Below are 26,339 nucleotides of genomic sequence, written 5' to 3'. Positions count from 1 at the left end.
TCAATCCACGAATTCGGGTTTCTGCTTACTCATATGGGCCGCGATGGCCACGCGCAGGTCGTTGGATTGCAACATAGCCGAGTTCCAGGTGGCAACGTATTCCAGACCATCATTGACTGTGTGGTCACGCATATAACTGATCATGGCTTTGGTGCCGGCCACGGCAATCGGTGATTTGCTCGCGATTTCATGGGCGATTTCCATTACACCGGCCAACAGGCTGTCCTGATCGGGATACACACGATTGACCAGGCCAATGCTGCGCGCTTCTTCTGCGCCGAACGGGCGACCGGTGTAGGCCAGTTCACGCAACATGCCGTCGCCAATGATGCGTGGCAGCCGTTGCAGGGTGCCGACGTCGGCGGCCATGCCGATGTCGATTTCCTTGATCGAGAACTGCGCGCCTTCGGCGGCGTAGCGCATGTCACAGGCGCTGATCAGGTCAATGGCGCCACCAATGCAGTAACCCTGGATCGCCGCCAGCACCGGCTTGCGGCAGGTGTCGACGGCATTGAACGAGGCTTGCAGCTCGAGGATCTTGCGCCGCAGCAAGCGTGCATTGCGGCCCACGTCCTTGCCGAAGCTATTGGCCACCGAGGCCATCATCATCAGGTCGATGCCGGACGAGAAATGCTTGCCGGCGCCGCTGAGCACCACGGCGCGCACGGCGTCGGTGTCTTCGACCCATTGGAAGATGTCGATGATCTCGGTCCAGAACGCCGCGTTCATCGCGTTGATCTTTTCCGGGCGGTTGATCTGCACATGGGCAACATTGCCGGTGAGTTCGACGATGAAAGCTTGGTATTCGGACATGGCAGTGATCCCTGACTGGCGAGTAATAAGGCTCGAACTATAACAAGGGAGCATGACGGCGCATCGGCCAAAAACGGGACTGGCAAAAGTAATGAAATGTTGTGGGCGCGGGGTTTATGACCTGCCGATACATTTCACCCAGGCACCGCACTTTATCGGCTATACACTCAGGGCCATTGCCTGGAGCCCGCTATGCCGTCCACCTTTCGTTCATCATTGATTCTGGCCCTGGTGGTCGTGCTGACCGGCATTGGCGCCGGGCTGGGCGGGATGCTGCTGGCGTTACTGCTGCATGGCATCCAGCACCTGGCCTACGGTTACAGCCTCGACAGCCTGGTCAGCCACGAAACCTTTTTGTGGGGCGTCACCGCTGCCGCACCGGAGCGCCGTCTGCTGGTGTTGGTGGTGTGCGGCCTGGTCGCCGGGCTGGGCTGGTGGACGATTTATCGCTATGGTCGCCCGCTGGTGAGCATCAAACAGGCCGTGTCTGAAAAGATGCCGATCATGCCGCCCAAGACCACCCTCGCCCACGCCGTGCTGCAGATCATCACCGTGGCGCTTGGCTCGCCATTGGGCCGTGAAGTGGCGCCGCGTGAAGTCGGCGCGCTGGCCGCGACCTGGCTGTCACAACGCGCGCGCCTGGAACCGCACATGCACCGTTTGATCGTGGCCTGCGGTGCCGGTGCCGGGTTGGCGGCGGTGTATAACGTGCCCTTGGGCGGCGCTGTCTTTGTGCTGGAAGTGCTGGTGGGCGCCTTCAGCTGGCCGGCGGCGGTGATTGCGCTGGCGACCTCGGCGATTGGCGCTTCGGTGGCGTGGATCGGGCTGGGTGCGGAATCGCAATATGCAGTGCCGCATTTTGTGTTGAGCCCGTTGCTGATCACTTGGGCGGTAGTGTGCGGGCCGGTGTTTGGTGTGGCCGCTTATGGGTTCAGCCGTTTTACCGGCGCCGCCAGGGCCAACGCCGCGCGCGGCTGGCGCCTGCCAGTCATGTCGCTGATCAACTTCACGATTATCGGCGGGCTGGCGATGCTGCTGCCGCAGATACTGGGCAATGGCAAAGGCCCGGCGCAACTGGGCTTCGACAATGAGCTGACGATAGGCCTGGCCGCCATCCTGCTGCTGGTCAAGGTGCTGATCACTGCGAGCAGCCTGCGCGCGGGCGCCGAGGGTGGCCTGCTGACGCCGGGCTTGGCCAATGGCGCGCTGCTGGCGATTCTGCTCGGCGGTGCCTGGAGCCTGGTGTGGCCCGGGGTGCCGCTCGGCGCGTTTGCGATTATCGGCGCGGCGGCGTTTTTGGCCTCCAGCATGAGCATGCCGCTGACCGCAATTGTGCTGGTGGCCGAATTTACGCGCATCGAGCATGACTTTCTGGTGCCGATCATTCTGGCGGTGGTGGGTTCGATGTGCGTGAGCAAGCTGTGTCAGCGCTGGGAAATAAGTGGAAAAAAGCCCGCCCAAGCGCCATCCTCTGCGCTTTAAGCCGCCCACTTCGCGGCGCTCGACGTTTAAAGGATATGCCCATGCTCGCCCAACCCCTCACCCCTGCCGATTTCGACTTCATCGACGAAACGTTGTTGAAATACGGCGACGATCATTCGGTGCTGAACCTGGCTGAACTCGACGGCTACTTCACCGCGCTGGTCTCCAGCCCGGCACAGGTGGACGTGGGTGAGTGGTTCCCGGCGATCTGGGGTGGGCAGAACCCGGCCTGGGAAAACGTCGAAGAAGCCCAGCGCTTCCTCGAGCTGTGCGTGCACCATATGAATACGCTGGCGGCGCAATTGGCCACCGATGCGCAAGGCTTCGAGGCGCGCTTCGATGACACCGAGCACCAAGGTCAAACCGTCACGCTTGCCGAGGAATGGTGCTTTGGTTATATCCGTGGCGCCGCGATTGGCAAATGGCCAGAACTGCCGGCCGAACAGGCGGCGCTGCTGGAGAAGATTTCCTGGTGCGCCGAGCAGGACAACTTCGAACTACCGGCCGACCTGGATGTAAACGCCCACCAGCAGCGGGTTCGAGCCATCGAACCCGCCGCGCGGGCGCTGCATGACTACTGGTTGGCCCAGCGGTAACAGCGCTTATTTGAAGTCCAGGTCAAACGCCTGGTAGAACGCGTTGCCGGTGTTGGCCACGATCCACATCAACACCACCACATGCCGGCCTTTCTTGCCCTTGGGCAGCGTGACCTGGTGTTCGACCTTGGCCTTCATTTCATCGGCGTGCTGGTAGTACGGCACCTGGGTGTAGAAGTCTTCGAAAAACGGCTTGGCCTCAAGTTGCGCACGGCTGATGCGTTGCTTGGGGTCCCAGCCATCCTTGGTGATCAGCCAGCGATAACCACGGGTGACGTGGGCGGCGGTGTACTCCCACTGCACCTTGAACACCTGGCCAGCCTCGACATTCAGCAACGGCCAAGTGAAGGGGCTATTGAGCTTTTTGCTCATCTCCTCGTCGGTGAAGTTGATGCAATCGCGGTCGTCGGTTTTGCCGCCGCTCAAGATATGCCCGTCGCCAGGCGGTGTGACGCTTTGATCATCGGTTTCATAAGGTGCCGGGAATGGCCCGGCGGCGAGCGATGGGAAGTTTTTACCGCCTTCCATCTCGTTGACTTGCCAGTTGCCGAGCAGCCCACGCTCCACCGCCACTGAACCACGGCTGGCCGGGGTCACCACGCGACCGTGACGAAGTTGGGTCTGGGGTTTGTTCATTTCATTCACTCCTTGATTGAATGTGCCCCGTCATGGGGCACGCCTTGAACTTACCTTGGCGGGCTTTATTGTCCAGTCGCCACTTCTCTCGGAAAGATCTCACGTCGCCCTCGTTTCGCTAAGTGAGCGCCGTTGTCCTGCATCAGATTTGCTGCTTGTCCTACGCCCGCAGGAGTAGTTCGACTACAGGAGCAGTCCATTCCCCGGACAAGTCGGCGACCGCCTCGAAATACGCGCCCTACCACGATCCCTGCTCGACAAGGGTGGCGTGTTTAGCTGATTATTCGGGTCCGCCCGTCGGCCACTCCCTACCGCCTTGCCTTGATCAGGAGCCTTGTACCTTGAGTTCGCAGAAAACCGTGACCGTTACACCGCCCAATTTCGCCCTGAACGGCAAGGTCGCGCCCCCCGGCTCCAAATCCATTACCAACCGCGCCCTGCTGCTGGCCGCCCTGGCCAAGGGCACCAGCCGCTTGAGCGGCGCACTGAAAAGCGATGACACCCGCCACATGTCGGTGGCCTTGCGCCAGATGGGCGTGAGCATCGATGAACCGGACGACACCACCTTCGTTGTGACCGGCTCCGGCAAGTTGCAATTGCCGTCGCAGCCGCTGTTCCTCGGCAATGCCGGCACCGCGATGCGTTTTCTGACTGCCGCCGTGGCGACCGTCGAAGGCACCGTGGTGCTCGACGGCGACGACTACATGCAAAAACGCCCGATCGGCCCGCTGCTGGCCACCCTCGGCCAGAACGGCATCCGCGTCGACAGCCCGACCGGCTGCCCGCCGGTGACCGTACACGGCGTGGGCAAGGTGCAGGCCAAGCGTTTTGAGATTGATGGCGGCTTGTCCAGCCAGTACGTGTCAGCCCTGTTGATGCTCGCCGCCTGCGGCCAGGCGCCAATTGAAGTGGCGTTGACCGGCAAGGACATCGGCGCCCGTGGTTATGTCGACCTGACCCTGGACTGCATGCGGGCGTTCGGTGCGCAGGTCGAGGTGGTCGACGACAGCACCTGGCGCGTAGCCCCCACCGGCTACAGCGCCCATGACTACCTGATCGAACCCGACGCCTCCGCCGCCACTTACCTGTGGGCCGCCGAAGTGTTGACCGGCGGGCGCATCGACATCGGCGTGGCCGCGCAGCACTTCACCCAGCCGGACGCCAAGGCCCAGGCCGTGATCGCGCAGTTCCCGAACATGCAAGCCACGGTAGTCGGCTCGCAGATGCAGGACGCAATCCCGACCCTGGCCGTGCTGGCTGCGTTCAACAACACCCCGGTGCGCTTCACTGAACTGGCCAACCTGCGCGTCAAGGAATGTGACCGTGTACAGGCGCTGCACGACGGCCTCAACGAGATTCGTCCAGGCTTGGCGACCATCGAGGGCGACGACCTGCTGGTGGCCAGCGACCCGGCGCTGGCCGGCACCTCTTGCAATGCGCTGATCGACACCCACGCCGACCATCGCATCGCGATGTGTTTTGCCCTGGCCGGGCTGAAGGTGGCGGGAATCCGCATTCAAGACCCGGACTGCGTGGCCAAGACCTACCCTGAATACTGGAAGGCCTTGGGCAGCCTTGGGGTAACGCTCAGCTACTGAGCCAGCACGTCGGCGTAGGGAGGGAATGCACATGTCAATTCGCCAACCCTGCCCACCCGGCGTCTGCGCTTGCGACCGCGAACAGCTGTTGCAAGCGCCCGGCGCCGACCTGCGCATTCTCAGCCTGACGCGTCAGGAAGAAAAAAAGCTGGTCGAGCGCCTGGAAAACCTCCAGAGCCTGCAAGACCTGGAACACATGCAACAGAAGATGTTCGAGCTATTGGGCATCCGCGTGCAGGTAGCGCCGGGGCACACCGAGGTCAAGAGCATGCGCGGCATTCAGATCAACATCGATGAGCAGCCCGGCCTGTGCCGCAAAACCCGCCAGGCGATTCCGGCAGCGATTCGCCGTGGCATGGAGAAGCGCCCGGAAATCGCCTACCGCCTGTTGGATGCTCACGATCTGTTTCGCGAAGGCTGACTAACCAGCCACCGTTTCGTGTGCAAACAAGCCCTGCCCTATGGCTTTCGCGGTGTGCAAGTGCGCCTGCGCAGCGCCGCTTTCCGAATCCAGCAGCAGCTTTGACGTCACCACCTGCGCCCCACAGTAATCAAAAATCCCGTAGTCGATTTGCGTGCGCATGGCCTTGGCATAACCGTGCCGATCAAACGCGCTTTCATCTGCCGCACCCAACGCCAGCAGGTGCACCTGCAAGTGCCGCAGTTTTTTCACCACCGGCGTATCGGGGCCGTAATCAATCGCCCAGCCGTTGACGAACACGCGGTCAACCCAACCTTTGAGCAGCCCCGGCAGGGACCACCAATAAATCGGAAACGCCAGCACCAATGCATCGGCGCGGTCGATGCGCGCCTGCTCGGCGAGCACATCGGCGGGCGGCTCAGCGCGAGTGCGGTGTACGAGGTGGTCAGCGGCGGTATAGCGCGGGTCGAAGCCTTCGGCGGCGAGGTCGGCAACCTCATAAGTGTGGCCGCCCGCCGTGAGCCCGGCCGCCACTTGCGCGGCGAGGCTATGGGTGAGGGATTGCGGGTCGTGATGGGCTACAACGATCAGTGCGTGCATGACATTGACTCCATTTCAAGCTAGGCTGGGCGCTAGCTACTTTTAGTAGGTTACGCACTTTAAGTTACTTTTGGTATATAAGCATGTCAAGCGCTGAATCCCCTGCCCCACGCCGCCGCCTGTCCCGCGAGGATCGCCTGCGCCAATTGCTCGACATGGCCTGGCAACTGGTGCGCGAAGAAGGCACCGAAGCCCTGACCCTGGGCCGCCTGGCCGAGCTGGCGGGCGTCACCAAGCCGGTGGTCTACGACCATTTCGTCACCCGCGCCGGCCTGCTGGCCGCACTGTATGAAGACTTCGATAGCCGCCAGAACCAGGTGTTTGCCGATGCGCTGGACACCAGCACCGCGACCCTGCAGGAGCAAGCCTGGGTCATCGCGTCGTGCTACGTCGATTGCGTGTTGTTGCAAGGGCGGGAAATTCCGGGGGTGATTGCCGCCTTGAGCAGCTCGCCGGAACTGGAAACGCTGAAGCGCAAATACGAGGCGATCTTCCTGCAAAAGTGCCGCGACGCACTGGCGCCGTTCGCGCCCAACGGCACTGTTTCCCAGGCAGGCTTACGCGCCATGCTGGGTGCCGCCGAGGCCTTGTCCCAGGCGGCCGCCAGTGGTGAGATCAGCCGTGAGGAGGCGCAGCAGGAGTTGGTGGCGACGATTCTGGCGATGGTCAATCGCGGCTGCGTTTAACTAATTCTTCGCGCACAAGGAATCAAGCGCCGCGACACCCCGTGAAAGCGTAGCCCTCACAGGGTGTTGGGGGTGACCATCTCATTAACCCGTATCTGACGATACGGGCCTCTGTGCAATCAGAACGAGATCTTCTTGCTGCCGACGCCAGGCAGCAGATCACTGCCGCCCCTACGCGCCGTCAACATTTGGCTGTGCGCGCTGAGGTCCTTGGCAGACTGCTCATTGACCTCAGGCTTTTGCGCCGGATCGAATTGTTTTGCATCGCTCATTTCCAGGCTCTTCGGCCTGCCCATCATCTGAGACATCTCAAAATTGCCGTGTACAGATTTAGCGTTGAAGCCGCCAATGTGCATAGATAGAACTCCAATTCAGGTAGAAAGACTGCTGCAACTGCGTTGATCAGCGAGCCTTCTGTGGCGACAATTCCTTATTGAGTTCCAGGCTTTTCACACACGGCACTAGTTTAGAAATAAAATCATGGCCGCCATGGGTAGCGGCCTGATGTAATGCAACCAAACATTACAGCCCTATGTATAAATAAGTATCTTTAGAAATCAACGGCGAAGCGCAACGTAGGAAATGCCGATCAGAACTATCTGATACACCTCTGTAAAAACACACCAAAAACCTATGAAAAACACTATTATTCAAAAAACAGAATTGACAATCACCAGTAGGCACACATACGATTTAAACGCGTCACAAACCTTTGGAGACAACAACCCTGAGATGATATATACAATTACAGAGCCGACACTATCTTAATGCGTCAAGAGTCGGCATAACATAACCCCCCTAAACCTTAATGGACGCAGCCTCATAAATAGATTAAGCAACCTGTATCGCTTCGCGAGCGAGCACGACCTCGATAGCTTCGTAATTGAAGACAAACTTTTCTGAACTCAGATAGACATCATGAAAACGTCAAGTAAGCTTATTTGTGTGCAAGCGCTTTCCAGCCTCTCACTATGGCTTGATATTTTTTTGATTTTCGCGGTCCCCGTCTATTTGTGGCATGCCTCGCCTTCGTCGATAGCGCTCCTGGCTTTTTGCCTAGGTGCCCCCATGTTGTTTCTAGGCCCTATTGTCGGAACGCTGATAGATCGACATGACGCAAGGAAAACACTGGCATTTGGGGCTTTAGTCCGCACACTGTCTACTTTAGCCCTCGCAGTCTCTCCAGATCTTAAGATTTTTTTGCTTTTCGTTATCTTGAAAGGCGTATCAAACTTATTCTACTTCCCCTCAATAACCATTATGGTTCGGCAACTGATAGTTGCTGATGAGCGCAAATCTTTTTTTAGCTACATCAGTGTATTTGACCAATCCACAAAAATTCTTGCGCCGTTACTAGCAGGTATATTGACGATAATATTATCACCAAAGGACTTATTCTTTTTATCAGCCGCTGCCGTTCTTTTGACCTTTCCACTCCTGAGGACTATCTGCAGGGTCTTCCAACCGAAAATCATCGACGCCTCCACGAACCCCCTTCCACTCTATCGTGACATAGCAAGAGGAATTGCAATATTCAATACCTTACCCTTTCAGCTACGCATCGGCTTTTTGTACTCCCTACTCACTTCACTTGCTTTAGGAATCTACGACCCGCATTTGGCATCCTTCTTAGCCTACGAAGGTTTACCTTCAGTTAATTTCTCAGTCATCGTCTCCGCAACAGCGGCTGGCGCGATAGGCGCCGCACTGCTGGTAAAATTCAAGTTCAGCCATATCGATGAACTGCTACTCCGGACACATGCACTGGTTGTTTTCTCCGCCGCATTAATCCTGACCGCGACCTTAGTATTTTTCCAAGTACCTGGAAGAGCCTATATCTATCCACTGGCTTGGTTTCTTAATGGCTTCGGCTATGAAACACTAATAATATCCTCAAATATAATCCTTCAACAATTATGCCCTCCTGACACTATCGGAAGGGTATCCATGTCTTTCAGAAGCGTCCAAATTTTATGCGTTATAATCGGACCTTCTTTAGGAACACTAATAATAATCGCAGGTGGTCGCCCAGCCCCCTTTATTGTGTCAGCCGGCATAGCATTTTTAACTGCTTCGGTGTCGATTGCCGTCTATTTATATGTGTGCAGAAAACAAGCACATACCCCGGTTAATTAGTACGATCATTCCGATTTTCTGCACCCAATAAAAAACCTCCCAAGAGAGTTTTTTTGAATTCAGTCCCGATACTCACTTACAAACAACCGCACCTTGCGCCCCAATTGATCCAAGTGCCGATCCCGCTGCTTCTCGGCATCAACCATCGCGCGCTTGCCGTGTTTTTGCAGCAAGTACGTATGAATCTGTCGCACCTCCAGCGAGCTGTAGATCGCAACCACGTCCAGCACGCCCATCAAGCCATCGGTGCCGTAATCGCGGGTGTTCATCAACACTTGGGTGCCGCGTGCGCCACGCACCTGAAAGCCCAGCGCTTGGAACGCCGGCACTTTTTCCACTGAGCAGGCCAGTTCTGCGTGGGGATAAAGCGCCAGCACCTCGCCAAGCATGGCGCGGGCCACGCCCTGGCGCCGGTGCCCGGCCTGCACCGCCATGAAGGCGATGCCACAGGCGTGCGGGTCGTCCTTGACAGGCAAGTACAGGCAAAAGCCGATCACCTGTTCTTCTTGCATCGCCACCACCAGTTCAACCGCGATGCCCTTGGCGCCATTCAGCGCTTCAAGGTACAGGTGCACCTCAAAGCCGACGGCATATTGATAGATGTTGTAGAGCAGGTTGCTCGGCGGCAACGCCACACTGCTGATGTCGGTGAGGTTGTCCACCACCATCTGCAGGATCTGGCTGTTGATCGGCTCGGGGCACGCGGTGGTGTAGCGGGTAAGGCTGAACATGCAAATTCCTGGGTTTAGCGTCAAGGCAGCGGTGATTGTACCTGCTGCCCGCACACCTGGCGCAAACAGCCGCGCAACCAGCGGTGGGCCACATCGGCATCCAGGCGTGGGTGCCAGAGCATGGCCACGGTGAACGGCGGCACGACTATCGGCAGCGCGAAGCTGTACAGCCCGTCGCGCTGATGGGCGGTGTAGCGTTCGGGCACGCTGGCGATCAGGTCGGTGTCGCGGGCCAGGGCGATGGCGGTGGCAAAGCCGGCGACGATGGTGCTGATCTCCCGCGTCAGGCCCAGCGCTTGCAGGGCGTCGTCGACTTGGCCACGGTCCAGCCCACGGCGTGACACGTAGACATGCTGGCCCTGGGCAAAGCGCTCGGCGCTGACTTCACCCTGGCTCAGCGCATGGCCGCTGCGGACCACACCGATCAGTCGGTCACGGAACAGCGCCTGGGTCAGCAGTTCGGGACTGGCGCTGGCGTCGACCACGCCAATCGACAGGTCAATACTGCCCTCGCGCAGCAGCGCCGAGTCCTTGTCGCTCTTGTCGACGAAACGCAGGCGCACGCCCGGCGCTTCCTGGGCGATACGCGCGAGCAACGCCGGGCCGAGGTTTTCGACAAACTCCTCGCTCGAGCGCAGCGTGAACGTGCGTACCACCTGGCCCATGTCCAAGGTTTGCGCAGGGCGCAGCACCGCCTGGGCCTCCTGCACCAAACGGCTGACCTGTTCACGCAGTTCGACCGCCCGCGGGGTCGGCACCAGCCCGCGCCCGGCGCGCACCAGCAAGGGGTCACCGGTGGTTTCACGCAGGCGTGCCAGCGCGCGGCTCATGGCCGAAGGGCTCAGGCGCAGGCGCCTGGCGGCAGCGGCGACACTGCCCTCGCTAAGCAACGTATCCAGGGTAATGAGCAAATTCAGGTCGGGCATACGTGTTCCTTATCAGGCGTTTGATGCAGGTATTAGCTGCAACCCATGCGTCTTCCGCCATATTAGGCCACGCCGTAGAGTTGTGTCAGTTGCCTTCACTCAAGGAATCATCCATGCACAACTCTTCACGCGCCGCGCTCGTCAGTCTGTCGCTATCCATGTTGCTGGCCGCTTTGGGCACCAGCATCGCCAATGTCGGCCTGCCCAGCCTGGCCCAGGCATTTGATGCATCCTTTCATGCCGTGCAGTGGGTGGTGCTCGCCTACCTGCTGGCGATCACGGCGGTGATTGTCGGCGCCGGTCGCCTGGGCGATCGTTGGGGGCGCCGACGCGTATTGCTCGCCGGCTTGCTGCTGTTCGCCGTGGCGTGTGCACTGTGCGCGGCAGCACCTTCGCTTAAATGGCTGATTGCCGCGCGCGCCCTGCAAGGCCTGGGGGCGGCGAGCATGATGGCGATGACCCTCGGGATGGTGGGCGACACGGTCACCAAGGCGCGTACCGGGCAGGTGATGGGTTTGCTCGGAACGATGTCAGCAGTCGGCACCGCCATGGGCCCCAGTGTCGGCGGCGTGTTGCTGAGCCTGTGGGGCTGGCGCGCGTTGTTCGCGGTCGGCGTACCCTTGGGCCTGTTGGCCGCCGCCCTCGCCTTTTATTACTTACCGGCAGACCGCCAGGCCGGCGCCCGCGAATCGGCAGGTGCTTTCTGGCAGCCTTTGCAAGACCCGTCGCTGCGGGCCGGGTTGGCGATGAGCGCGCTGGTGGCGGCAGTGATCATGGCCACGTTCGTGGTCGGGCCGTTTTACCTCTCCCGTGGCCTGGGGCTCGACCCCGCCTGGATGGGCCTGGCCATGGCCCTCGGCCCCTGTGTTGCGGCGCTGACCGGTCTGCCGGCGGGCCGCCTCACCGATCGCCTGGGTAGCCATCGCATGACCCTCGCGGGCTTGGGGGTGATGGCCCTGGGTGCCCTGTCGCTTTCGTTGACCGCGGGACTGCTCGCTTACCTCGGCGCCCTGATCCTGCTCACAACAGGCTACAGCCTGTTTCAAGCCGCCAATAACACCGCGGTGATGAGCGATGTCGCGCCGACACGCCGAGGAACCGTCTCTGGCCTGCTGAACCTGTCGCGCAACCTGGGACTGATTTTCGGTGCCTGGGCCCTGGGCGCGGTATTTGCCTGGGCCAGCCCCGATGTGGCCCACGCAGCGCCGCCCAGTGTTGCCAATGGCTTGCATGTGACCTTCGCCATGGCGTTGGTCTTGATCGTCACCGCCAGCACGTTTGCCTGGGGGCGCAACCGCGCCACGATCTGCCCGCAGAACACCCGTTGAGGCAAAAAAACAAAAAAGGCGTTGCCCCAAACCGGGTTACTTCGCGCATCATGGGCACTTTCAAGCTCAAGGGTAACGTCCATGCGCGTGCTGTCATTGATGATGGGTCTGACGACGCTGGCCGCCAATGTGGTGTTCTGCGCCAGCGCGATGGCGAATGAAGAAAGTCAGTTAGTGCAACAGATCAACGAATACCGCAGCCACGTACAACGCTGCGGCAACCAGGGTTCCCAGGAACTGCCACCGTTGGCCAGCGATACGCGGCTGGTGCTGCCGGCCACCAATGTCGGCGACTTGCAGCAGGCGCTCGCGCGGGCCGCGTACCCGATGGTGAATGTGCAGGCCATCAGCCTCTCCGGCCCCAAAGACGCCGAGGCGGCGATGAAGGCCGTGCGCGAAAGCTTCTGCCGCGTGGTGCTGGACCCGCAATTTGTCGATATTGGCGTGAGCAACAGCGGCCAGGACTGGCGCATCGTGCTGGCACGCCCGCTGCTCACCAGCGGCCTTGGCGACTGGCAGACCGAGGGCAAAAAACTTCTCGATCTGGTCAACACCGCCCGTCAACAACCACGCCAATGCGGCACCCAGGCGTTTAGCGCGACCACGCCGCTGTCGTGGAATGACGACTTGGCCAGCGCCGCCAACAGCCATTCGCGCAACATGGCTAATGGCAATTTCTTCGACCACCTGGATCATGACGGCCGCACGCCTGGCGATCGTGCGGAACTGGCCGGGTACATCGCAAAAAACATCGGCGAAAACATCGCCGCCGGCCTCGACAACCCGCGCAAGGTCGTGGACGGCTGGCTCGCCAGCCCCGGGCATTGCGCCAACCTGATGAACCCGCAATTTCGTGAATTGGGCGCGGCTTACGCCATGGACCCCAAGAGTGATGCCGGCATTTATTGGACGGGGGTTCTCGGCGCGCAATAGGCGTCTTAGGCCCGACTGCAGGCCTATTCATTTGTATAGAACATCAAATTGCTATCACCTGAATAATCGTGCTGAACTGGCAGCATTCATTCCGGTCTGTTGCTTGTTAGCCTGACCGCTTCAGGCCCTCGACAGACCGTGGTAAACAAGGTGTTTTCGCAATGATGAATTGGCTGCAAAGCAGCAGCGAAATGGCTGAGCGGGTTCGCCAGCATGACTGGGCGAACACGCCACTAGGCCCGCTGGAGCAGTGGCCCGACGTGCTCAAGACCACCGTAGCGCTGTGCTTCGCATCGAGCTTTCCCCAGGCGATTGTCTGGGGGCCGCAGTTGATCACACTCTACAACGATGCATTCATTCCGATCCTGGGCACCAAGCCCGACCCGTTGGGGCGCCCGTTCAACGAGGTGTGGCATGAGGTGTGGGCGGATATCAGCCCCATCGCCGATGCCGCCTTCCAAGGCCATGCCACCTACATCGAAAATTTCCCCCTGGTGATTGAACGCGGCCCGACGCGGGAACAGGCGTACTTCACCTTTTGTTATAGCCCGATTCGCGACCCCGAGGGCAAGGTAGTCGGCATTCTCGACACCGTGTCGGAAACCACCACCACAGTATTCCTCGCCCGTCGCCTGGCGGTATTGGAAGCCATCAGCCACACGGTGGCCAATGCGGCAGATGCCGAAACCATTCTGAGCAGCACCACTCAATTGGTCGCCGAACATCTGCAGGTGAGTAACTGCGCCTACGCCGATATGGACGCCGATGAAGACGGCTTCACCATCCGTGACAATTGGACAGCCCCCGGTTCGCCCAGCATTATCGGCTGCTACAGCCTGGCGGCTTTCGGTGAAACGGCCGTCAACTGCCTGCGGGCCGGTGAGCCACTGGTGATCCATGACAACCTGCGCGAGCTGCCACCAGAAGAGTCAGCGTCCTTTCAGGCATTGGGCGTCAGCGCCACGATCTGCATGCCACTCATCAAAAATGGTCGGCTGACGGCCTTGATGGCGGTACACGATAAAGTCCCACGGCTGTGGTCGAGCTACGACCTGGCTTTGCTGCGCGAAGTCACCGAGCGCTCCTGGGCGCATATCGAGCGCGTGCGCGCCGATGCCCATGTGCGTGAAGGGCTGGCAGCCTTTGCCGAACTCAACACCACCCTGGAGCAGCGCGTCGAAGAACGCACCCTGGCGCTGGCCCAGGCCGAAGCCGCTCTGCGCCAGTCGCAGAAACTCGAAGCCATCGGCCAGTTGACGGGTGGCGTGGCCCATGACTTCAACAACCTGCTGACCATCATCCGCTCCTCGGTGGATTTTCTACGCCAGCCGGGGTTGTCCGAAGAGCGCCGCCAACGCTACATGAGCGCGGTGTCCGACACTGTCGAGCGGGCCAGCAAACTCACCAGCCAACTGCTCGCCTTTGCCCGCCGCCAACCGCTGAACCCGGAAGTTTTCGATGTGAGCCTGCGGGTCAAGAACATCGGCGAGATGCTCGAAAGCCTCACCGGTGCGCGTATCCGCGTGCAGTTGGAGTTGCCGCAGCGACCGTGCCATGTGCGCGTCGACTCCAGCCAATTTGAAACCGCCCTGATCAATATCGCGCTCAATGCCCGCGATGCCATGGAAGGTCAAGGCACCCTGACCCTGCGCGTCGCCCACATTGCCAGACTGCCGCGTATCCGTGGCGATGCCGAATCAAACCAGCCTTTTGTGAGCATTGCCTTGGCCGATACCGGCAGCGGCATTGCCGTTGACACCGTCGAGCGCATTTTCGAACCCTTCTTTACCACCAAGGCGGTGGGCAAAGGTACCGGGCTTGGCTTGTCCCAGGTGTTCGGGTTTGCCAAACAGTCCGGTGGCAACGTCGACGTCACCAGCAACCTCGGCCAGGGCAGCGTGTTTACCCTGTATCTACCCGAGGCCGAGCCTGTGGCGGTGCAGGCCTGCCCGGTCCAGGAAGATCAGAGCCAGGTGCCCGCCACTGCGGCGCGCCACATCCTGATAGTCGAAGACAACCTCGAGGTCGGCCGCTTTGCCAACCAGATCCTGCAGGACCTGGGTTACCGCACCACCTGGGCCACCCATGCCGAGCAGGCACTGGCACTGGCCGGCCCGGACGGCATGGCGTTTGACGCGATTTTCTCGGATGTGGTGATGCCAGGCATGACCGGCGTGGCCATGAGCAAACTGCTGCGCCAGCGCCGCCCCGACTTGCCGGTGGTGCTCACGTCAGGCTACAGCGAAGAACTGGCCGACAGCGGTTATGAAGGCTTCGAATTCCTCCCCAAGCCCTACTCCGCCGACCAAGTGGCGCGGGCATTGGCCAGGTCGATGCTCAAGGAGTGAGGCGCTACTGCGCGACGGCCACCTGATTACGCCCCATAGCCTTGGCGCGGTACAGCGCTTTGTCGGCGTTGTTCATCAGGCTGTGCAAGTCCTGATCAAGGCTGCGGGTAGTGGCCACACCGAGGCTGGCGGTCAAGCCCTTCACCGGTTCACAGGTCAGGCCCGAAATCGCCTGGACTAGTTGCTCGGCGATGCCTCGCGCGGTTTCCAGTGAGGTGTTGGGCAGCAACACCGCGAATTCTTCACCACCGAGCCGACCATAAACATCGGCCTGGCGAAACGACGTGCTGATCACCCCGCCAATCTGGCGCAACACCTGGTCGCCGGCCTGATGGCCGTAGGTGTCGTTGATGTCCTTAAAATGGTCCATGTCCATCATCAACGCGCTCAGCGGCTGCTGGTGGTGGTGGCAATGCGCGTACAGCAGGTGGGCCTGTTCGAAAAACGCGCGACGGTTCATCAGCCCGGTGAGCTCGTCGGTCTGGGCGGCACGCGTGGAGATATGGTGAGCACGTTCCATCTGTCGGGTCAGTCGGAAGGCTTTTTCCAGCGCATCCGAGAGCTTGCGCGTGGCACTGACCACAAAGGTCGAGAACACCAGCACCGCAATCGCCACACCTACTTGCATCGGCGCCGGCTGGAACAGCAACCACAGGGTGCACGGCAACAGCACCAGCGCCATGGAGCCCAGGGTCATATAGCGATAGGCCGAATAACAGGAAACCGCGCTCACTGACATGCCCACGGTAAACAGCATGACCAGCACCTGGGAAACACGATCATCCGTCGGCATCACGGCCAGGGCGCCGAGGCCCCAGGTGCCGGCTGACAGCATCAGCGTGACCCAATAGCGGCGTTCCCAGCGCCGGGGCGTGCGCTCGCTGTAGGGGCAGCGAAACCAGTCGGTGAACAGTTTGACGCGCACCAGCGATGTCACCGCCAGCAACCCCAGCCAGACCAGCATGACCTTGTGGTCAAACCGGCCCCAGCACAGCCAGCAGAGCATGACAGCGCCCAGGTAGCTGCCGAAAATAGCCGAGAACGATTGGCGAAACAGCTGGTGCAAACGGTCGGTTCGCACCTGCTGTTCGATGAGTTCATCCGGGTCTTGCCCACGCCCAAGGCCGTTCATGAAATGCGCCTGCTTCGACTGCCACGACAAAGGCGCCATTGTGGCACCCTGCCAGTAGTGCGGACAACAGAATCCACCACACTAGAGCCGTTACAGCGCTTGCGGGCGAAGAATCAACACGCCCAAAGGCGGCAGATTCAGCGACAGCGACACCGGCTGCCCATGGCGCGGCTCCTCTTGGGTGAGCACTTCGCCGCCGTTGCCATAATTGGAGCCGGCATAAGTGTCGGCATCACTGTTGATCACCTCGCTCCAGCGCCCGGCAAACGGTACGCCGACCGCGTAGCCCTCACGCGGCACCGGGGTGAAGTTGGCCACCACCAGCACCGGTTTGCCGTCCTTGCTCCAGCGTAGCCAGGCATAGACACTGTTGATCGCATCGTCGCCAATCAACCACTGGAACCCTTGGGGCGCATCGTCCTGCTCATGCAGCGCCGGTTCCTCGCGGTACAGGCGGTTAAGGTCACCGACCAGTTTCTGCACGCCTCGGTGTTCGGGGTATTGCAGCAAGTACCAATCCAACTGCTGATCGTGGTTCCACTCGCGCCACTGGCCGAATTCGCAGCCCATAAACAGCAGCTTCTTGCCGGGGTGCATCCACATAAAGCTCAGGTAGGCGCGCAGGTTGGCGAATTTCTGCCAGCGATCGCCGGGCATCTTGTCGATCAGTGAGTGCTTGCCGTGCACCACTTCATCGTGGGAGATCGGCAGGATAAAGCGTTCGGACCACGCATACACCAGGCCGAAACTCAGCTCATTGTGATGATGGGCGCGGTACACCGGGTCTTGCTGGATGTAGTGCAGCGAATCGTGCATCCAGCCCATGTTCCATTTGTAGTTAAAACCCAGGCCGCCCTGCTGCGTGCTCTGGCTGACGCCCGGCCAGGCTGTGGACTCTTCGGCAATCACCAGCGCGCCCGGCGCTTCCAGCGCGACCACATCATTGAGATGGCGCAGGAAGTCGATGGCCTCCAGGTTTTCGCGGCCGCCATGGCGGTTAGGCACCCACTCACCGGCTTTGCGCGAATAATCGCGATACAGCATTGAGGCCACGGCATCTACGCGCAAACCGTCGATGTGGAAGTGCTTGAGCCAATGCAACGCCGAAGCGAGCATAAAGCCGTGCACTTCAGTACGGCCCAGGTTGTAGATCAGCGTGTCCCAGTCCTGGTGGAAGCCTTCCAGCGGGTTGGCGTATTCGTACAAGGCCGTGCCGTCGAACTGGGCCAGGCCGTGGGTATCGGTGGGGAAATGCGCCGGCACCCAGTCCAGAATCACACCGATGTCGGCCTGGTGCAGGGCGTTGACGAAAAACCCGAAGTCCTCCGGCGAGCCAAAGCGTGCGCTCGGCGCAAACTGCGACAGCGCCTGGTAACCCCAGGAGCCACCGAACGGGTGCTCCATGATCGGCATCAGCTCGATATGGGTAAAGCCCAATTGCTGCACATAAGGAATCAAGCGCTCGCCCAGTTCGCGCCAGCCATATTGGCGCGACACTTCACCGGCCTCGTCGAGTTCACACTGCCAGGAACCGACATGCAGCTCATAGATGGATAATGGCGCCGAGGCCTTTTGCTTGTCGGCACGCGCCTGCATCCACTCATGGTCTTGCCAGTCCACCTGTAACGGCGCGGCGACTTTTGAGGCAGTGTCGGGCGGCAGTTGAGTAGCAAGCGCCATGGGGTCGGCCTTGAGCGGCAGAATCCCATGGGCGCCGAGAATCTCGTACTTGTAGGCCGCGCCCGTTTGCAGACGTGGGATAAAGATCTCCCACACGCCCGACGGATGCCGCAGTCGCATCGGATGGCGGCGGCCATCCCAGATATTGAAGTCACCCACCACCGATACGCGCCGCGCATTCGGCGCCCACACCGCAAAACGCACGCCTTGCACGCCATCGACGCTGGTGACCTGCGCACCCAGGCAACTGCTGAGGTCACGGTGATTGCCTTCGGCGAACAGGTACAAATCCATCTCACCCAGCAGTAACTGGCTGAAGCTGTAAGGGTCTTCGGTGATCTGCTCGCCGCCGGCCCACTGGATCTTCAGCAGGTAGCCCTGGCGCGTGGAAAAATGCCCGACAAACAAACCCGGCACCTGGGTCGCGTCCAGGCTGCCGATGGCTTCACCGCTTTCGCGGGCCAACACCTGGACGCTCAAGGCTTCGGGCAGGAACGCGCGGATAAATTGCCCGCCCTGCTCGTCATCGTGCGGCCCCAGGATGGAAAAAGGGTCCGGGTGTTCCGCGCGCACCAGCGCTTCTACATCTTTGGGCGCCGGCATGGCGGTCAACTTCGCTTGCAGCGGTTCTCTCTGTGTAAAACTCATGACGTCTCCCCACCGCGTGCATTATTCGCTTGAGATAGCAGCCCGCTAAGTAAACCGTGCAGCCCTTGCAGGGGCACCGGCAACCAGGTCGGGCGATTTTCTGCTTCGTAAGCCACTTCGTACGCGGCCTTCTCCAGGCTGAACAACGTCAGCGCTGCGTCCTGCCCATTGGCATCCTGCCAGTCATGCGCCAGTGTAGACGTAGCCTGATGATAAGCCTGGATAAATGCCTTGCGCGCTTCACTCAGGTAACGATCAGTCACACGCTGGCGGGCGGTATCCGCTTGCGGCGAGTGATCCACACCTTGCACATTCAGGGCCATGGCGGCGGCGTAATCAAACGAGCGCAGCACGCCACTTACATCTTTATACGGGCTGTGCTTGCCGCGCCGTTCATGCAGCGGGCGCGCCGGCTCGCCTTCAAAGTCGATCAAATACGCATCGCCCTTGACCACCAGGACCTGCCCCAGGTGCAAGTCACCGTGGACCCGAATGCGCAAACCGCCGGCCGTGGCTTTCGCCAGAGCCTGGACACTGCTGGCCAGCGCTTTTTTCTGCCCCAGCATTTCACTGACCAGCGCCTGATCGGCGGGGTTCAACTGGCTTTGATGAAGTTTTAACAACTGCAGCGCGCGGTCGATCTGCGCGCCGACGTCCTTGGCCCAGGCCTGGGTGTCCTTGGCCGTGGTGGTCTCGGGCTTGAAGTCTTGGTTGGTGGTTTGTGCTGCCAGCACCCCGTGCATTTCGCCCAGGCGCTGGCCGAGTAAACCGGCAAAATCCTGCAGTTCACCCAAGGCGTTGTAATGCTGCTCCTGCTCGGAAATCGCTTGGGCCAGCTCGTCGCGAATCGCGCGCTCCAGGTTGTTCTGGGTCCAGCTCCAGGCGTCGCCCTGGTTGCTCAGGTAGCCTTGGGCAATCATCAGCAGGTTGTCCTGCCCCTGGCCATCGCGACGAATCATCGAGCCCAGCAACGGCGAAATATTCGGGTAATCGGCGGCCGTCAGGTAAGCGCTCATTTCCAGCTCCGGGTGCACCCCGGCGCTGACTTTGCGGATCAGCTTGAGCACCAGGCTCTCGCCCACCACCACCGAACTGTTGGACTGCTCGGCCGACAGGTAGCGCACCTGCGCCTCATCGGTCAGTTGCAGCGCGGCCAAGTGCGGCGTGGCTTCAAAACGCAAATCACCTTCGTGAGTAGTCAACACGGTGCCCGCCTGCAAACCCTGGATCACCGCCCGGATAAAGTGTTCCAGGCTAAAGGCATCGGTAACGAGCCCAACCTGACGCCCCCGGCGTACGCGGGCCAGCGCCAGTTGCTGGGGCAAGGCACTGGTGAACTGGTCTTCGGCTAAAAAGCCGAACGGCAATTGATAACGACTGACCTGGCCGCCGCTGGTCACCTCGACCTCACTGAGCAGCACCGGATGCTGCGGGTCGCCAAACCGCACGCCGTAGGCAATTTGCACCTGGTCGATGGCCGTGTCTTTACCGGCATACCAGCGCCGCTTGGGCAACCATGCCGGCAGCGAGGTGTGCTCCAGGGTGGTGCGGCACGGCTCGTCGAGTAACTCTTCCATGCGTTGTTTGAGCACCAGCGTGGTGAAATCCGGCATGCTCTGCGCCGGCTCCACATGCCAGCTGGGCATCTGGTTTTCGGCCGCCAGCACAAACCAATAGAAACCATACGGCGCCAAAGTCAGCAGGAAATTCAGCTGGCCGATGGGCGGGAACGCGTTACCGCCGAGCATCTCCACCGGCACCATGCCGGCGAAGGCGGATAAGTCCAGCTCGGCCGCCTGGGCGCTGCGCGACACGTTGGCCACGCACAGGATGGTTTCCGTGCGGCCATCGTCGCCGGTGAACTCACGGGTATACGCCAGGATGCGGCGGTTGCTCGGCGAGAGCATTTTCAGGCTTCCACGCCCGAAGGCCTTGGACTGCTTACGCACCGCCAACATGCGCCGGGTCCAGTTCAGCAGCGAATGCGGGTCCTGGGCCTGGGTTTCGACGTTGACCGACAGGTAGCCATATTGCGGGTCCATGATCGGCGGCAACACCAGGCTGGCCGGGTCGGCGCGCGAGAAGCCGCCGTTACGGTCGATGGACCATTGCATCGGCGTACGCACGCCGTCGCGGTCGCCCAGGTAGATGTTGTCGCCCATGCCGATTTCATCGCCGTAGTACAACGTCGGCGTGCCGGGCATCGACAGCAACAAGCTGTTGAGCAGTTCAACGCGGCGACGGTCACGCTCCATCAGCGGCGCCAGGCGCCGACGAATGCCCAGGTTAATGCGCGCACGGCGGTCGGCGGCGTAGTAGTTCCACAGGTAGTCGCGCTCTTTGTCGGTGACCATTTCAAGGGTCAGTTCATCGTGGTTGCGCAGGAAGATCGCCCACTGGCAGTTGGCGGGGATCTCCGGGGTCTGGCGCAGAATATCGGTAATCGGGAAACGATCTTCCTGGGCCAGCGCCATGTACATGCGCGGCATCAGCGGGAAGTGGAAGGCCATGTGGCATTCATCGCCGTCGTCGCCTTTTTTGTCACCAAAGTACAGCTGAGTATCTTCCGGCCACTGGTTGGCTTCGGCCAACAGCATGCGGTCGGGGTAATGCGCGTCGATCTCGGCGCGGATCTGCTTGAGCACGCCGTGGGTTTCCGGCAGGTTCTCGTTGTTGGTGCCGTCGCGTTCGATCAGGTAGGGAATGGCGTCCAGACGCAGGCCGTCGATGCCCATGTCCAACCAGTAGCGCATCACCGAGAGCACGGCTTTCATGACTTGCGGGTTATCGAAGTTCAGGTCCGGCTGGTGCGAATAGAACCGGTGCCAGAAGTACTGGCCGGCGACCGGGTCCCAGGTCCAGTTGGACTTTTCGGTGTCGAGGAAAATGATGCGGGTGCCGTCGTACTTCTGGTCGTCATCGGACCACACGTAGAAGTCCCGTGCCGCCGAGCCCGGCTTGGCCTTGCGCGCCCGCTGGAACCACGGATGCTGGTCGGAGGTGTGGTTGATCACCAGTTCAGTGATGACCCGCAGGCCCCGTTTGTGCGCCTCACTGATAAAGCGCTTGGCGTCGGCCATCGTCCCGTAGTCGCTGTGCACGCCACGGTACTCGGCGATGTCATAGCCGTCGTCGCGGCGCGGCGACGGGTAGAACGGCAGCAGCCAGATGGTGTTGACGCCCAGATCGGCGATGTAGTCGAGCTTGGCGATCAGGCCGGGAAAGTCGCCGATACCGTCATTATTGGAGTCGAAATAGGATTTGACGTGAACTTGGTAGATCACCGCGTCCTTGTACCAGAGCGGGTCTTTGATAAAAGTGGCTGGGGTGGGTTTCTTCGCCATTGGAAACTCCTGGAACACTGAAAATTGTGCAGAAGACATGCAATCAAGGTGGGAGCTGGCTTGCCTGCGATAGCGGTGGGCCAGCTAGCCTTTTCGGTGCTGACATACCGCTATCGCAGGCAAGCCAGCTCCCACCGTTGATCCCTGACAGTTAATCCCTGTCAGGCTCAGGAGACGGTGATACGCCAGATCCCGAATGGCATCTGCGGCTCGATGCGCATCCACTGGTTCTTGCCATACCAGGTCCAGCGATGGCCATTCATCAGGTCTTCGCCTTGGGTCTGGGCATCGTCCGGCAGGCCCAGCTCCCACAGGGGCAATTCGAAATGGGCCTCTTGGGCGTTAAACGGGTCAAGGTTGACCGCCACCAGGATAAAATTGCTGCCGTCATCGCTGCGCTTGCCGAAGTACAGGATGTTGTCGTTCCAGGCGTTATAGAGCTTCAAGCCCAGATGGGTGTGCAGTGCCGGGTTCTGCCGACGAATACGATTGAGCTGGGCGACCTCGGCAATGATGTTGCCGGGCGCGGTGAAGTCCCTGGGGCGGATTTCGTATTTTTCCGAGTCCAGGTATTCCTCCTTACCCGGTACCGGCGCCGCTTCGCACAGTTCAAACCCCGAATACATGCCCCACAAGCCTGAGCCCATGGTGGCCAGGGCGGCGCGGATGAGAAAGCCCGGGCGCCCGGATTCGTGCAGGAAGCCGGGGTTGATGTCCGGGGTATTGACAAAGAAATTCGGCCTGAAGCACTCGCGCCACGGCGATTCGTTCAACTGTGTGAAGTACTCGCTCAACTCGGCCTTGGTGTTACGCCAGGTGAAGTAGGTGTAGCTCTGGGAATAACCGACCTTGCCCAAGCGCGCCATCATCGCTGGCGTGGTGAAGGCTTCAGCCAGGAAGATCACCTCCGGGTGCCTGGAGCGCACGTCACTGATCAGCCATTGCCAAAACGGTAGCGGCTTGGTGTGCGGGTTATCCACGCGAAAGGTTTTCACGCCCTCTTGCACCCAACCTATAACAATGTCGCGCAACTCGGTCCACAGGCTCGGAATAGAGTCGGCGGCATAGAAATCGACGTTAACGATATCCTGGTATTTCTTCGGCGGGTTTTCGGCGTATTTGATCGTGCCGTCCGGGCGCCAGTTGAACCAGCCTGGATGCTGCTTGAGCCACGGGTGGTCCTGGGAGCACTGAATGGCAAAGTCGAGGGCGATTTCCAGGCCATGCTCGGCGGCGGCCTTGACCAGCCGGCGGAAGTCCTCGCGGCTGCCCAACTGCGGGTGGATGGCTTCATGGCCGCCCTCCTCGCTACCGATCGCATAAGGGCTGCCGGGGTCATCGGCGCCTGCGGTCAGCGAGTTATTCTTGCCCTTGCGATGGCTGCGGCCGATCGGGTGGATCGGCGGAAAATACAGCACGTCAAAGCCCATGTCATGGATCATCGACAGCCGCGCATGCACGTCATTAAAGGTGCCGTGGCGCGCCGGATCGTCGGTGACCGAGCGCGGAAACAGCTCGTACCAACTGGCAAATTGTGCGGCCTCACGCTCCACGTCGAGCGGGTATACGGTGCTGATGCTCAAGTAAGCGCGGTGGTCGGCCTGGGTCATCAAATGTGCACTGTCTTCGTGCAAGAACTGCGCGACCTGCTCGGTTTCCAGCAAGCCCGACAGCTCGTGGTGCAGCAGCATCAAGCGGTCGCGTAACTCATTGTCGCTACGCTCGGCGGCCTGCAACACCAGGCTGCGGCCTTCCTGCAGCTCAAGGCTGACCGGCACACCGGCCTCATGTTTTTTGCGCAGTTCGTAGCAGAAGCTCGCAAAGGTATCAATCCAGGCTTCGATGCAGTATTCGTGCGGGCCTTGCTGGGCCACGGTAAACGCGCCCTCCCAGCCATTGTTGCCCACATCCGTCATCACTACGCTGTGCCAGCTTTCGTCCTGCAGCGGGCGCCAGCGGATCAGCACGGCGAGCTTGTCATGGCCGTCGGCAAACACCTTGCTGGTGACGGTGACGCGCTGGCCCACCACGGCCTTCACAGCAAATTCGCCGCCATCAATGACGGGCGTAGTGCTTTCAATCGCGATCCTTGGCAACAACAAGGCCTGGGACAGCGGCAATATGGAGTCTTCTGGAGTCAGTGTTTCAGCAGTCATCGAGCATCTTCCCCTTACGCCCTGTGGACGCTCTTTGCTTGATCCGAATTCTGAGACGGCGACGCTCTCCCTGAGCAGGGCCGTAATAGGTCCGAGCCTGGGCTGCGCTGAAAAGTTCAGGTGGATGTGCCGCCATTGGGCGGGAATCAAACCTGCCCGGCGGTTGTCCACCGATAGAGCAAAGCACAAAGGAGGCCACACCGATGAATATCCCGATCCCGGCTGAAACCCCGGACCCGAATATCGACAATCCAACGCTGCCGCCGAGTGAACCGGAACCGATCCCGGAGAAGGAACCACCGGAAAACCTGCCGCCCCCCGTGGAGGAACCGCCCACAACCATGCCGCCGGTGATTGTTCAACCTTGTTGATCAACGCCATCACTCACACGCGTACTCGCGTCAGGATGCCTGCCTTAAAAACGCATTAACCTGCGCGCACAGGTGAAATAGCCTACATCTCGCCTGTGCGCCTATTGCTACAGTCCCACACGCGCTTACTTGAGCACATTTCATTTACCCCCCTCTTAAACGCGAGCAGGTTAATACCATGTCGGACATTCACGTGAAGCAAAGCCGCCACCAACACGTACATTCAGACGTTTCCGTCAGCCGGCGTTATCTCACCGAGCTTAAAGCAAGCCTCACAGAGGAGGACATCGCCCAGGTTTTGCGTGCGCCCAACGACCTGAAGTCGCGTAAAGTCCTCAATGAAATGCGCATGCATTTCAGCCAGGAAAGTGTCGACTCCATGTTGAAAGAACCAGACGCCGAGGAAGTTGCTCACCTCCTGACGGACATCGGCAAGTTCCTGCAAAAAAATAGTGACGAGGCCTGCGTAAAATTATCCACCCAACTTTATTTCAGCGACTATCAGGCAGCCTATGACAAACAGAAAATCGCCTTACTGTTAAAGTTGATATCGGGTAAGGACGATTATGGCTTTCGCCATGTCTATGAGTTTTTCAAAGGCACGGCCGGAGCATTCGAGCACCTGAATGGGTGCGTGAAGGACACAACCCAAACGGTGATGGATATGAACACCATCACCGAGGCGCTCAACCCAACACACATTAAATCAAGGATGAAGGCTCACTGATCATGGACTCAACGTTCCTTCTCGAAGAGCCTGACGACTTTGGGCATTAAGCCAAGTACAACGAGCGCCAGCAGTGTACTCAATACCGCCGTTGATTCACGCCCAACCCCTGCCGCCACGCCAATGGCGGCGGTCATCCACAACCCGGCAGCGGTGGTCAGGCCTTTGACGTGCTGGCCCTCTTCATCCTCCTTGCCCTTGAGGATAGTGCCGGCACCCAGGAAGCCGATCCCGGCGATAACCCCCTGCAAGACCCTGCTCATGGCGTCCGACTGGCTGCCTGACATCTGCGGCACCAGCACAAACAGTGCAGCGCCCAAGGCCACGAGCATGTGGGTGCGCACCCCCGCCGCCTTGCCCTTTTGCTCACGCTCAAACCCCAGGATACCGCCCAGGATCGCGGCGATAAGCAGGCGAACGGTTATCTGAGTGAGCTGCTTTGCATCAGCGATGTCAGCAAATTCTGCATGCAGGGTTTGAAGCACTTCTTGCCACCAGGCGTCCATGGTCGTTATCCGTTTTAGTGTGGTTAGACGATGGACAGCGCCGACCGCCAGTCAGTTGCCTGGAACACCTGGCACTGCGCGACGCCCTAACCCATGACTGCCCATAAAAAGGAGAGCACCATGCCTGTACGTATCGACAATCAAACGTGCTTTTTCAAGGTCGCTGACGACGGCCAGGAATACGCCCTGCCCGCCACGGGTGTGACGGTGAGTACCGACAGCGCCAAATCCATGTCTTTTGTAGAGTTAAAAGGCGATCGGGTCTACATCACTGAAGCCGAAGCGGACGCACTGACCGTCGCCGGTGCAAGGGACGGTCGCAAACACTTGAAGGCGACCGACAGTGATTCGGTGATTTGATTGATCTGTATCAACCCGCGCACAAGCCAGCTGCACCCCAGGCGCTACGGGGTGCAGCACATTGTCACAGTGACGTATAGAAAGCCCATCTGATCCGCTTTTTATCGACCTACCTGAGTCTGTTATGCAAACAGCGTGAAGTTCATAGTTCATTGGCCTGATGGAGGCTGATGAGCGAACG

23 protein-coding genes are annotated in these 26,339 nt (G+C 60.0%); 12 read left to right on the top strand and 11 right to left on the bottom strand.

What is annotated here, in order from left to right:
* The gene (locus tag HU759_RS14155) at positions 1-813 is read right to left on the bottom strand and encodes a crotonase/enoyl-CoA hydratase family protein (RefSeq protein ID WP_017139109.1); all 813 of its coding nucleotides are present in this window, start codon (positions 811-813) and stop codon (positions 1-3) included.
* A gap of 192 nt (positions 814-1,005) precedes the next feature.
* On the opposite strand from HU759_RS14155, the gene HU759_RS14150 reads away from it, so the two are divergent.
* Positions 1,006-2,295 carry a chloride channel protein gene (locus tag HU759_RS14150; RefSeq protein ID WP_186618107.1) on the top strand — a complete coding sequence of 430 codons (1,290 nt, stop codon included), beginning with the start codon at positions 1,006-1,008 and terminating at the stop codon, positions 2,293-2,295.
* Positions 2,296-2,336: 41 nt separating this feature from the next.
* Positions 2,337-2,891 (top strand): UPF0149 family protein, encoded by a 555-nt coding sequence (locus HU759_RS14145; RefSeq protein WP_186618105.1) that lies wholly within the window; start codon positions 2,337-2,339, stop codon positions 2,889-2,891.
* Positions 2,892-2,897: 6 nt separating this feature from the next.
* Here the strand turns inward: HU759_RS14145 and HU759_RS14140 are convergent, their stop codons facing one another.
* Entirely contained in the window at positions 2,898-3,527 is a 630-nt protein-coding gene (locus HU759_RS14140; protein ID WP_138450233.1) for a lytic polysaccharide monooxygenase auxiliary activity family 9 protein, read from the bottom strand.
* A 341-nt stretch (positions 3,528-3,868) separates the two neighbouring features.
* On the opposite strand from HU759_RS14140, the gene HU759_RS14135 reads away from it, so the two are divergent.
* Positions 3,869-5,125 carry a 3-phosphoshikimate 1-carboxyvinyltransferase gene (locus HU759_RS14135; RefSeq protein ID WP_169988503.1) on the top strand — a complete coding sequence of 419 codons (1,257 nt, stop codon included), beginning with the start codon at positions 3,869-3,871 and terminating at the stop codon, positions 5,123-5,125.
* Positions 5,126-5,156: 31 nt separating this feature from the next.
* Positions 5,157-5,546, top strand: a complete 390-nt coding sequence (locus HU759_RS14130; RefSeq protein ID WP_099548288.1) for a hypothetical protein — start codon at positions 5,157-5,159, stop codon at positions 5,544-5,546.
* Here HU759_RS14130 and HU759_RS14125 read toward each other — a convergent pair whose 3' ends face one another.
* Entirely contained in the window at positions 5,547-6,146 is a 600-nt protein-coding gene (locus HU759_RS14125; RefSeq protein ID WP_186618103.1) for an NAD(P)H-dependent oxidoreductase, read from the bottom strand.
* Positions 6,147-6,229: 83 nt separating this feature from the next.
* On the opposite strand from HU759_RS14125, the gene HU759_RS14120 reads away from it, so the two are divergent.
* A complete protein-coding gene (locus HU759_RS14120; protein ID WP_017139115.1) occupies positions 6,230-6,832 on the top strand; it encodes a TetR/AcrR family transcriptional regulator in 603 nt (200 codons plus the stop codon).
* A 119-nt stretch (positions 6,833-6,951) separates the two neighbouring features.
* Here the strand turns inward: HU759_RS14120 and HU759_RS14115 are convergent, their stop codons facing one another.
* On the bottom strand, positions 6,952-7,188 hold the full coding sequence (locus HU759_RS14115; protein ID WP_017139116.1) for a hypothetical protein: 237 nt from the start codon (positions 7,186-7,188) through the stop codon (positions 6,952-6,954).
* A 562-nt stretch (positions 7,189-7,750) separates the two neighbouring features.
* Here HU759_RS14115 and HU759_RS14110 point away from each other — a divergent pair.
* Positions 7,751-8,968 carry an MFS transporter gene (locus HU759_RS14110; RefSeq protein WP_189660896.1) on the top strand — a complete coding sequence of 406 codons (1,218 nt, stop codon included), beginning with the start codon at positions 7,751-7,753 and terminating at the stop codon, positions 8,966-8,968.
* A gap of 59 nt (positions 8,969-9,027) precedes the next feature.
* On the opposite strand, the gene HU759_RS14105 is transcribed toward HU759_RS14110, so the two are convergent.
* Both HU759_RS14105 and HU759_RS14100 read right to left on the bottom strand, forming a co-directional pair.
* On the bottom strand, positions 9,028-9,699 hold the full coding sequence (locus HU759_RS14105; protein WP_186618101.1) for a GNAT family N-acetyltransferase: 672 nt from the start codon (positions 9,697-9,699) through the stop codon (positions 9,028-9,030).
* Positions 9,700-9,719: 20 nt separating this feature from the next.
* Positions 9,720-10,625, bottom strand: coding sequence for a LysR family transcriptional regulator (locus HU759_RS14100; protein ID WP_017139119.1), 906 nt, complete (start codon positions 10,623-10,625; stop codon positions 9,720-9,722).
* Between the two features lie 113 nt (positions 10,626-10,738).
* Here HU759_RS14100 and HU759_RS14095 point away from each other — a divergent pair, with 113 nt between their 5' ends.
* From HU759_RS14095 to HU759_RS14085, 3 genes are all read left to right on the top strand, one after another.
* Entirely contained in the window at positions 10,739-11,953 is a 1,215-nt protein-coding gene (locus tag HU759_RS14095) for an MFS transporter (RefSeq protein WP_176992291.1), read from the top strand.
* An 81-nt stretch (positions 11,954-12,034) separates the two neighbouring features.
* Positions 12,035-12,886: a CAP domain-containing protein gene (locus HU759_RS14090; protein ID WP_017139121.1), complete on the top strand. Its 852-nt coding sequence runs from the start codon at positions 12,035-12,037 to the stop codon at positions 12,884-12,886.
* A 161-nt stretch (positions 12,887-13,047) separates the two neighbouring features.
* Positions 13,048-15,234 (top strand): GAF domain-containing protein, encoded by a 2,187-nt coding sequence (locus HU759_RS14085; protein WP_186618100.1) that lies wholly within the window; start codon positions 13,048-13,050, stop codon positions 15,232-15,234.
* 4 nt (positions 15,235-15,238) lie between these two features.
* Here the strand turns inward: HU759_RS14085 and HU759_RS14080 are convergent, their stop codons facing one another.
* The 4 genes from HU759_RS14080 to HU759_RS14065 all read right to left on the bottom strand — a co-directional run bounded on the left by HU759_RS14080 (position 15,239) and on the right by HU759_RS14065 (position 24,194).
* The gene (locus tag HU759_RS14080; protein ID WP_170038415.1) at positions 15,239-16,405 is read right to left on the bottom strand and encodes a diguanylate cyclase; all 1,167 of its coding nucleotides are present in this window, start codon (positions 16,403-16,405) and stop codon (positions 15,239-15,241) included.
* 51 nt (positions 16,406-16,456) lie between these two features.
* Positions 16,457-18,694, bottom strand: coding sequence for a 1,4-alpha-glucan branching protein GlgB (gene glgB, locus HU759_RS14075; protein ID WP_170038417.1), 2,238 nt, complete (start codon positions 18,692-18,694; stop codon positions 16,457-16,459).
* Positions 18,691-22,038, bottom strand: coding sequence for a maltose alpha-D-glucosyltransferase (gene treS / locus HU759_RS14070; protein WP_170038419.1), 3,348 nt, complete (start codon positions 22,036-22,038; stop codon positions 18,691-18,693). The genes glgB and treS overlap by 4 nt, the downstream gene beginning before the upstream one ends.
* A gap of 167 nt (positions 22,039-22,205) precedes the next feature.
* Positions 22,206-24,194, bottom strand: a complete 1,989-nt coding sequence (locus tag HU759_RS14065) for an alpha-1,4-glucan--maltose-1-phosphate maltosyltransferase (protein WP_170038421.1) — start codon at positions 24,192-24,194, stop codon at positions 22,206-22,208.
* A gap of 203 nt (positions 24,195-24,397) precedes the next feature.
* Here HU759_RS14065 and HU759_RS14060 point away from each other — a divergent pair, with 203 nt between their 5' ends.
* The gene (locus HU759_RS14060) at positions 24,398-24,565 is read left to right on the top strand and encodes a hypothetical protein (RefSeq protein ID WP_017139127.1); all 168 of its coding nucleotides are present in this window, start codon (positions 24,398-24,400) and stop codon (positions 24,563-24,565) included.
* A gap of 178 nt (positions 24,566-24,743) precedes the next feature.
* Positions 24,744-25,292, top strand: a complete 549-nt coding sequence (locus tag HU759_RS14055) for a hypothetical protein (protein WP_170038423.1) — start codon at positions 24,744-24,746, stop codon at positions 25,290-25,292.
* Positions 25,293-25,300: 8 nt separating this feature from the next.
* Here HU759_RS14055 and HU759_RS14050 read toward each other — a convergent pair whose 3' ends face one another.
* Entirely contained in the window at positions 25,301-25,798 is a 498-nt protein-coding gene (locus HU759_RS14050) for an MgtC/SapB family protein (RefSeq protein ID WP_017139129.1), read from the bottom strand.
* 120 nt (positions 25,799-25,918) lie between these two features.
* On the opposite strand from HU759_RS14050, the gene HU759_RS14045 reads away from it, so the two are divergent.
* Positions 25,919-26,158, top strand: a complete 240-nt coding sequence (locus HU759_RS14045; RefSeq protein ID WP_017139130.1) for a DUF3203 family protein — start codon at positions 25,919-25,921, stop codon at positions 26,156-26,158.
* Positions 26,159-26,339 lie beyond the last annotated feature (181 nt).

Origin of the sequence: Pseudomonas sp. OE 28.3 (genome assembly GCF_014268205.2) — a bacterium.
GTDB classification, from domain to species: Bacteria; Pseudomonadota; Gammaproteobacteria; order Pseudomonadales; family Pseudomonadaceae; genus Aquipseudomonas; species Aquipseudomonas edaphica.
This window is presented reverse-complemented; position numbering and strand designations above follow the sequence as displayed.

What these genes read in the sequence shown, in the direction of transcription:
- HU759_RS14045 (WP_017139130.1), top strand. Translation starts at nt 25,919, where the DNA reads ATGCCTGTACGTATCGACAATCAAACGTGCTTTTTCAAGGTCGCTGAC.
- HU759_RS14150 (WP_186618107.1), top strand. Translation starts at nt 1,006, where the DNA reads ATGCCGTCCACCTTTCGTTCATCATTGATTCTGGCCCTGGTGGTCGTG.
- HU759_RS14085 (WP_186618100.1), top strand. Translation starts at nt 13,048, where the DNA reads ATGATGAATTGGCTGCAAAGCAGCAGCGAAATGGCTGAGCGGGTTCGC.
- HU759_RS14130 (WP_099548288.1), top strand. Translation starts at nt 5,157, where the DNA reads ATGTCAATTCGCCAACCCTGCCCACCCGGCGTCTGCGCTTGCGACCGC.
- treS (WP_170038419.1), bottom strand. Translation starts at nt 22,038, where the DNA reads ATGGCGAAGAAACCCACCCCAGCCACTTTTATCAAAGACCCGCTCTGG.
- HU759_RS14050 (WP_017139129.1), bottom strand. Translation starts at nt 25,798, where the DNA reads ATGGACGCCTGGTGGCAAGAAGTGCTTCAAACCCTGCATGCAGAATTT.
- HU759_RS14145 (WP_186618105.1), top strand. Translation starts at nt 2,337, where the DNA reads ATGCTCGCCCAACCCCTCACCCCTGCCGATTTCGACTTCATCGACGAA.
- HU759_RS14110 (WP_189660896.1), top strand. Translation starts at nt 7,751, where the DNA reads ATGAAAACGTCAAGTAAGCTTATTTGTGTGCAAGCGCTTTCCAGCCTC.
- HU759_RS14140 (WP_138450233.1), bottom strand. Translation starts at nt 3,527, where the DNA reads ATGAACAAACCCCAGACCCAACTTCGTCACGGTCGCGTGGTGACCCCG.
- HU759_RS14115 (WP_017139116.1), bottom strand. Translation starts at nt 7,188, where the DNA reads ATGCACATTGGCGGCTTCAACGCTAAATCTGTACACGGCAATTTTGAG.
- HU759_RS14055 (WP_170038423.1), top strand. Translation starts at nt 24,744, where the DNA reads ATGTCGGACATTCACGTGAAGCAAAGCCGCCACCAACACGTACATTCA.
- HU759_RS14090 (WP_017139121.1), top strand. Translation starts at nt 12,035, where the DNA reads ATGCGCGTGCTGTCATTGATGATGGGTCTGACGACGCTGGCCGCCAAT.
- HU759_RS14065 (WP_170038421.1), bottom strand. Translation starts at nt 24,194, where the DNA reads ATGACTGCTGAAACACTGACTCCAGAAGACTCCATATTGCCGCTGTCC.
- HU759_RS14120 (WP_017139115.1), top strand. Translation starts at nt 6,230, where the DNA reads ATGTCAAGCGCTGAATCCCCTGCCCCACGCCGCCGCCTGTCCCGCGAG.
- glgB (WP_170038417.1), bottom strand. Translation starts at nt 18,694, where the DNA reads ATGAGTTTTACACAGAGAGAACCGCTGCAAGCGAAGTTGACCGCCATG.
- HU759_RS14080 (WP_170038415.1), bottom strand. Translation starts at nt 16,405, where the DNA reads ATGGCGCCTTTGTCGTGGCAGTCGAAGCAGGCGCATTTCATGAACGGC.
- HU759_RS14105 (WP_186618101.1), bottom strand. Translation starts at nt 9,699, where the DNA reads ATGTTCAGCCTTACCCGCTACACCACCGCGTGCCCCGAGCCGATCAAC.
- HU759_RS14095 (WP_176992291.1), top strand. Translation starts at nt 10,739, where the DNA reads ATGCACAACTCTTCACGCGCCGCGCTCGTCAGTCTGTCGCTATCCATG.
- HU759_RS14060 (WP_017139127.1), top strand. Translation starts at nt 24,398, where the DNA reads ATGAATATCCCGATCCCGGCTGAAACCCCGGACCCGAATATCGACAAT.
- HU759_RS14100 (WP_017139119.1), bottom strand. Translation starts at nt 10,625, where the DNA reads ATGCCCGACCTGAATTTGCTCATTACCCTGGATACGTTGCTTAGCGAG.
- HU759_RS14155 (WP_017139109.1), bottom strand. Translation starts at nt 813, where the DNA reads ATGTCCGAATACCAAGCTTTCATCGTCGAACTCACCGGCAATGTTGCC.
- HU759_RS14125 (WP_186618103.1), bottom strand. Translation starts at nt 6,146, where the DNA reads ATGCACGCACTGATCGTTGTAGCCCATCACGACCCGCAATCCCTCACC.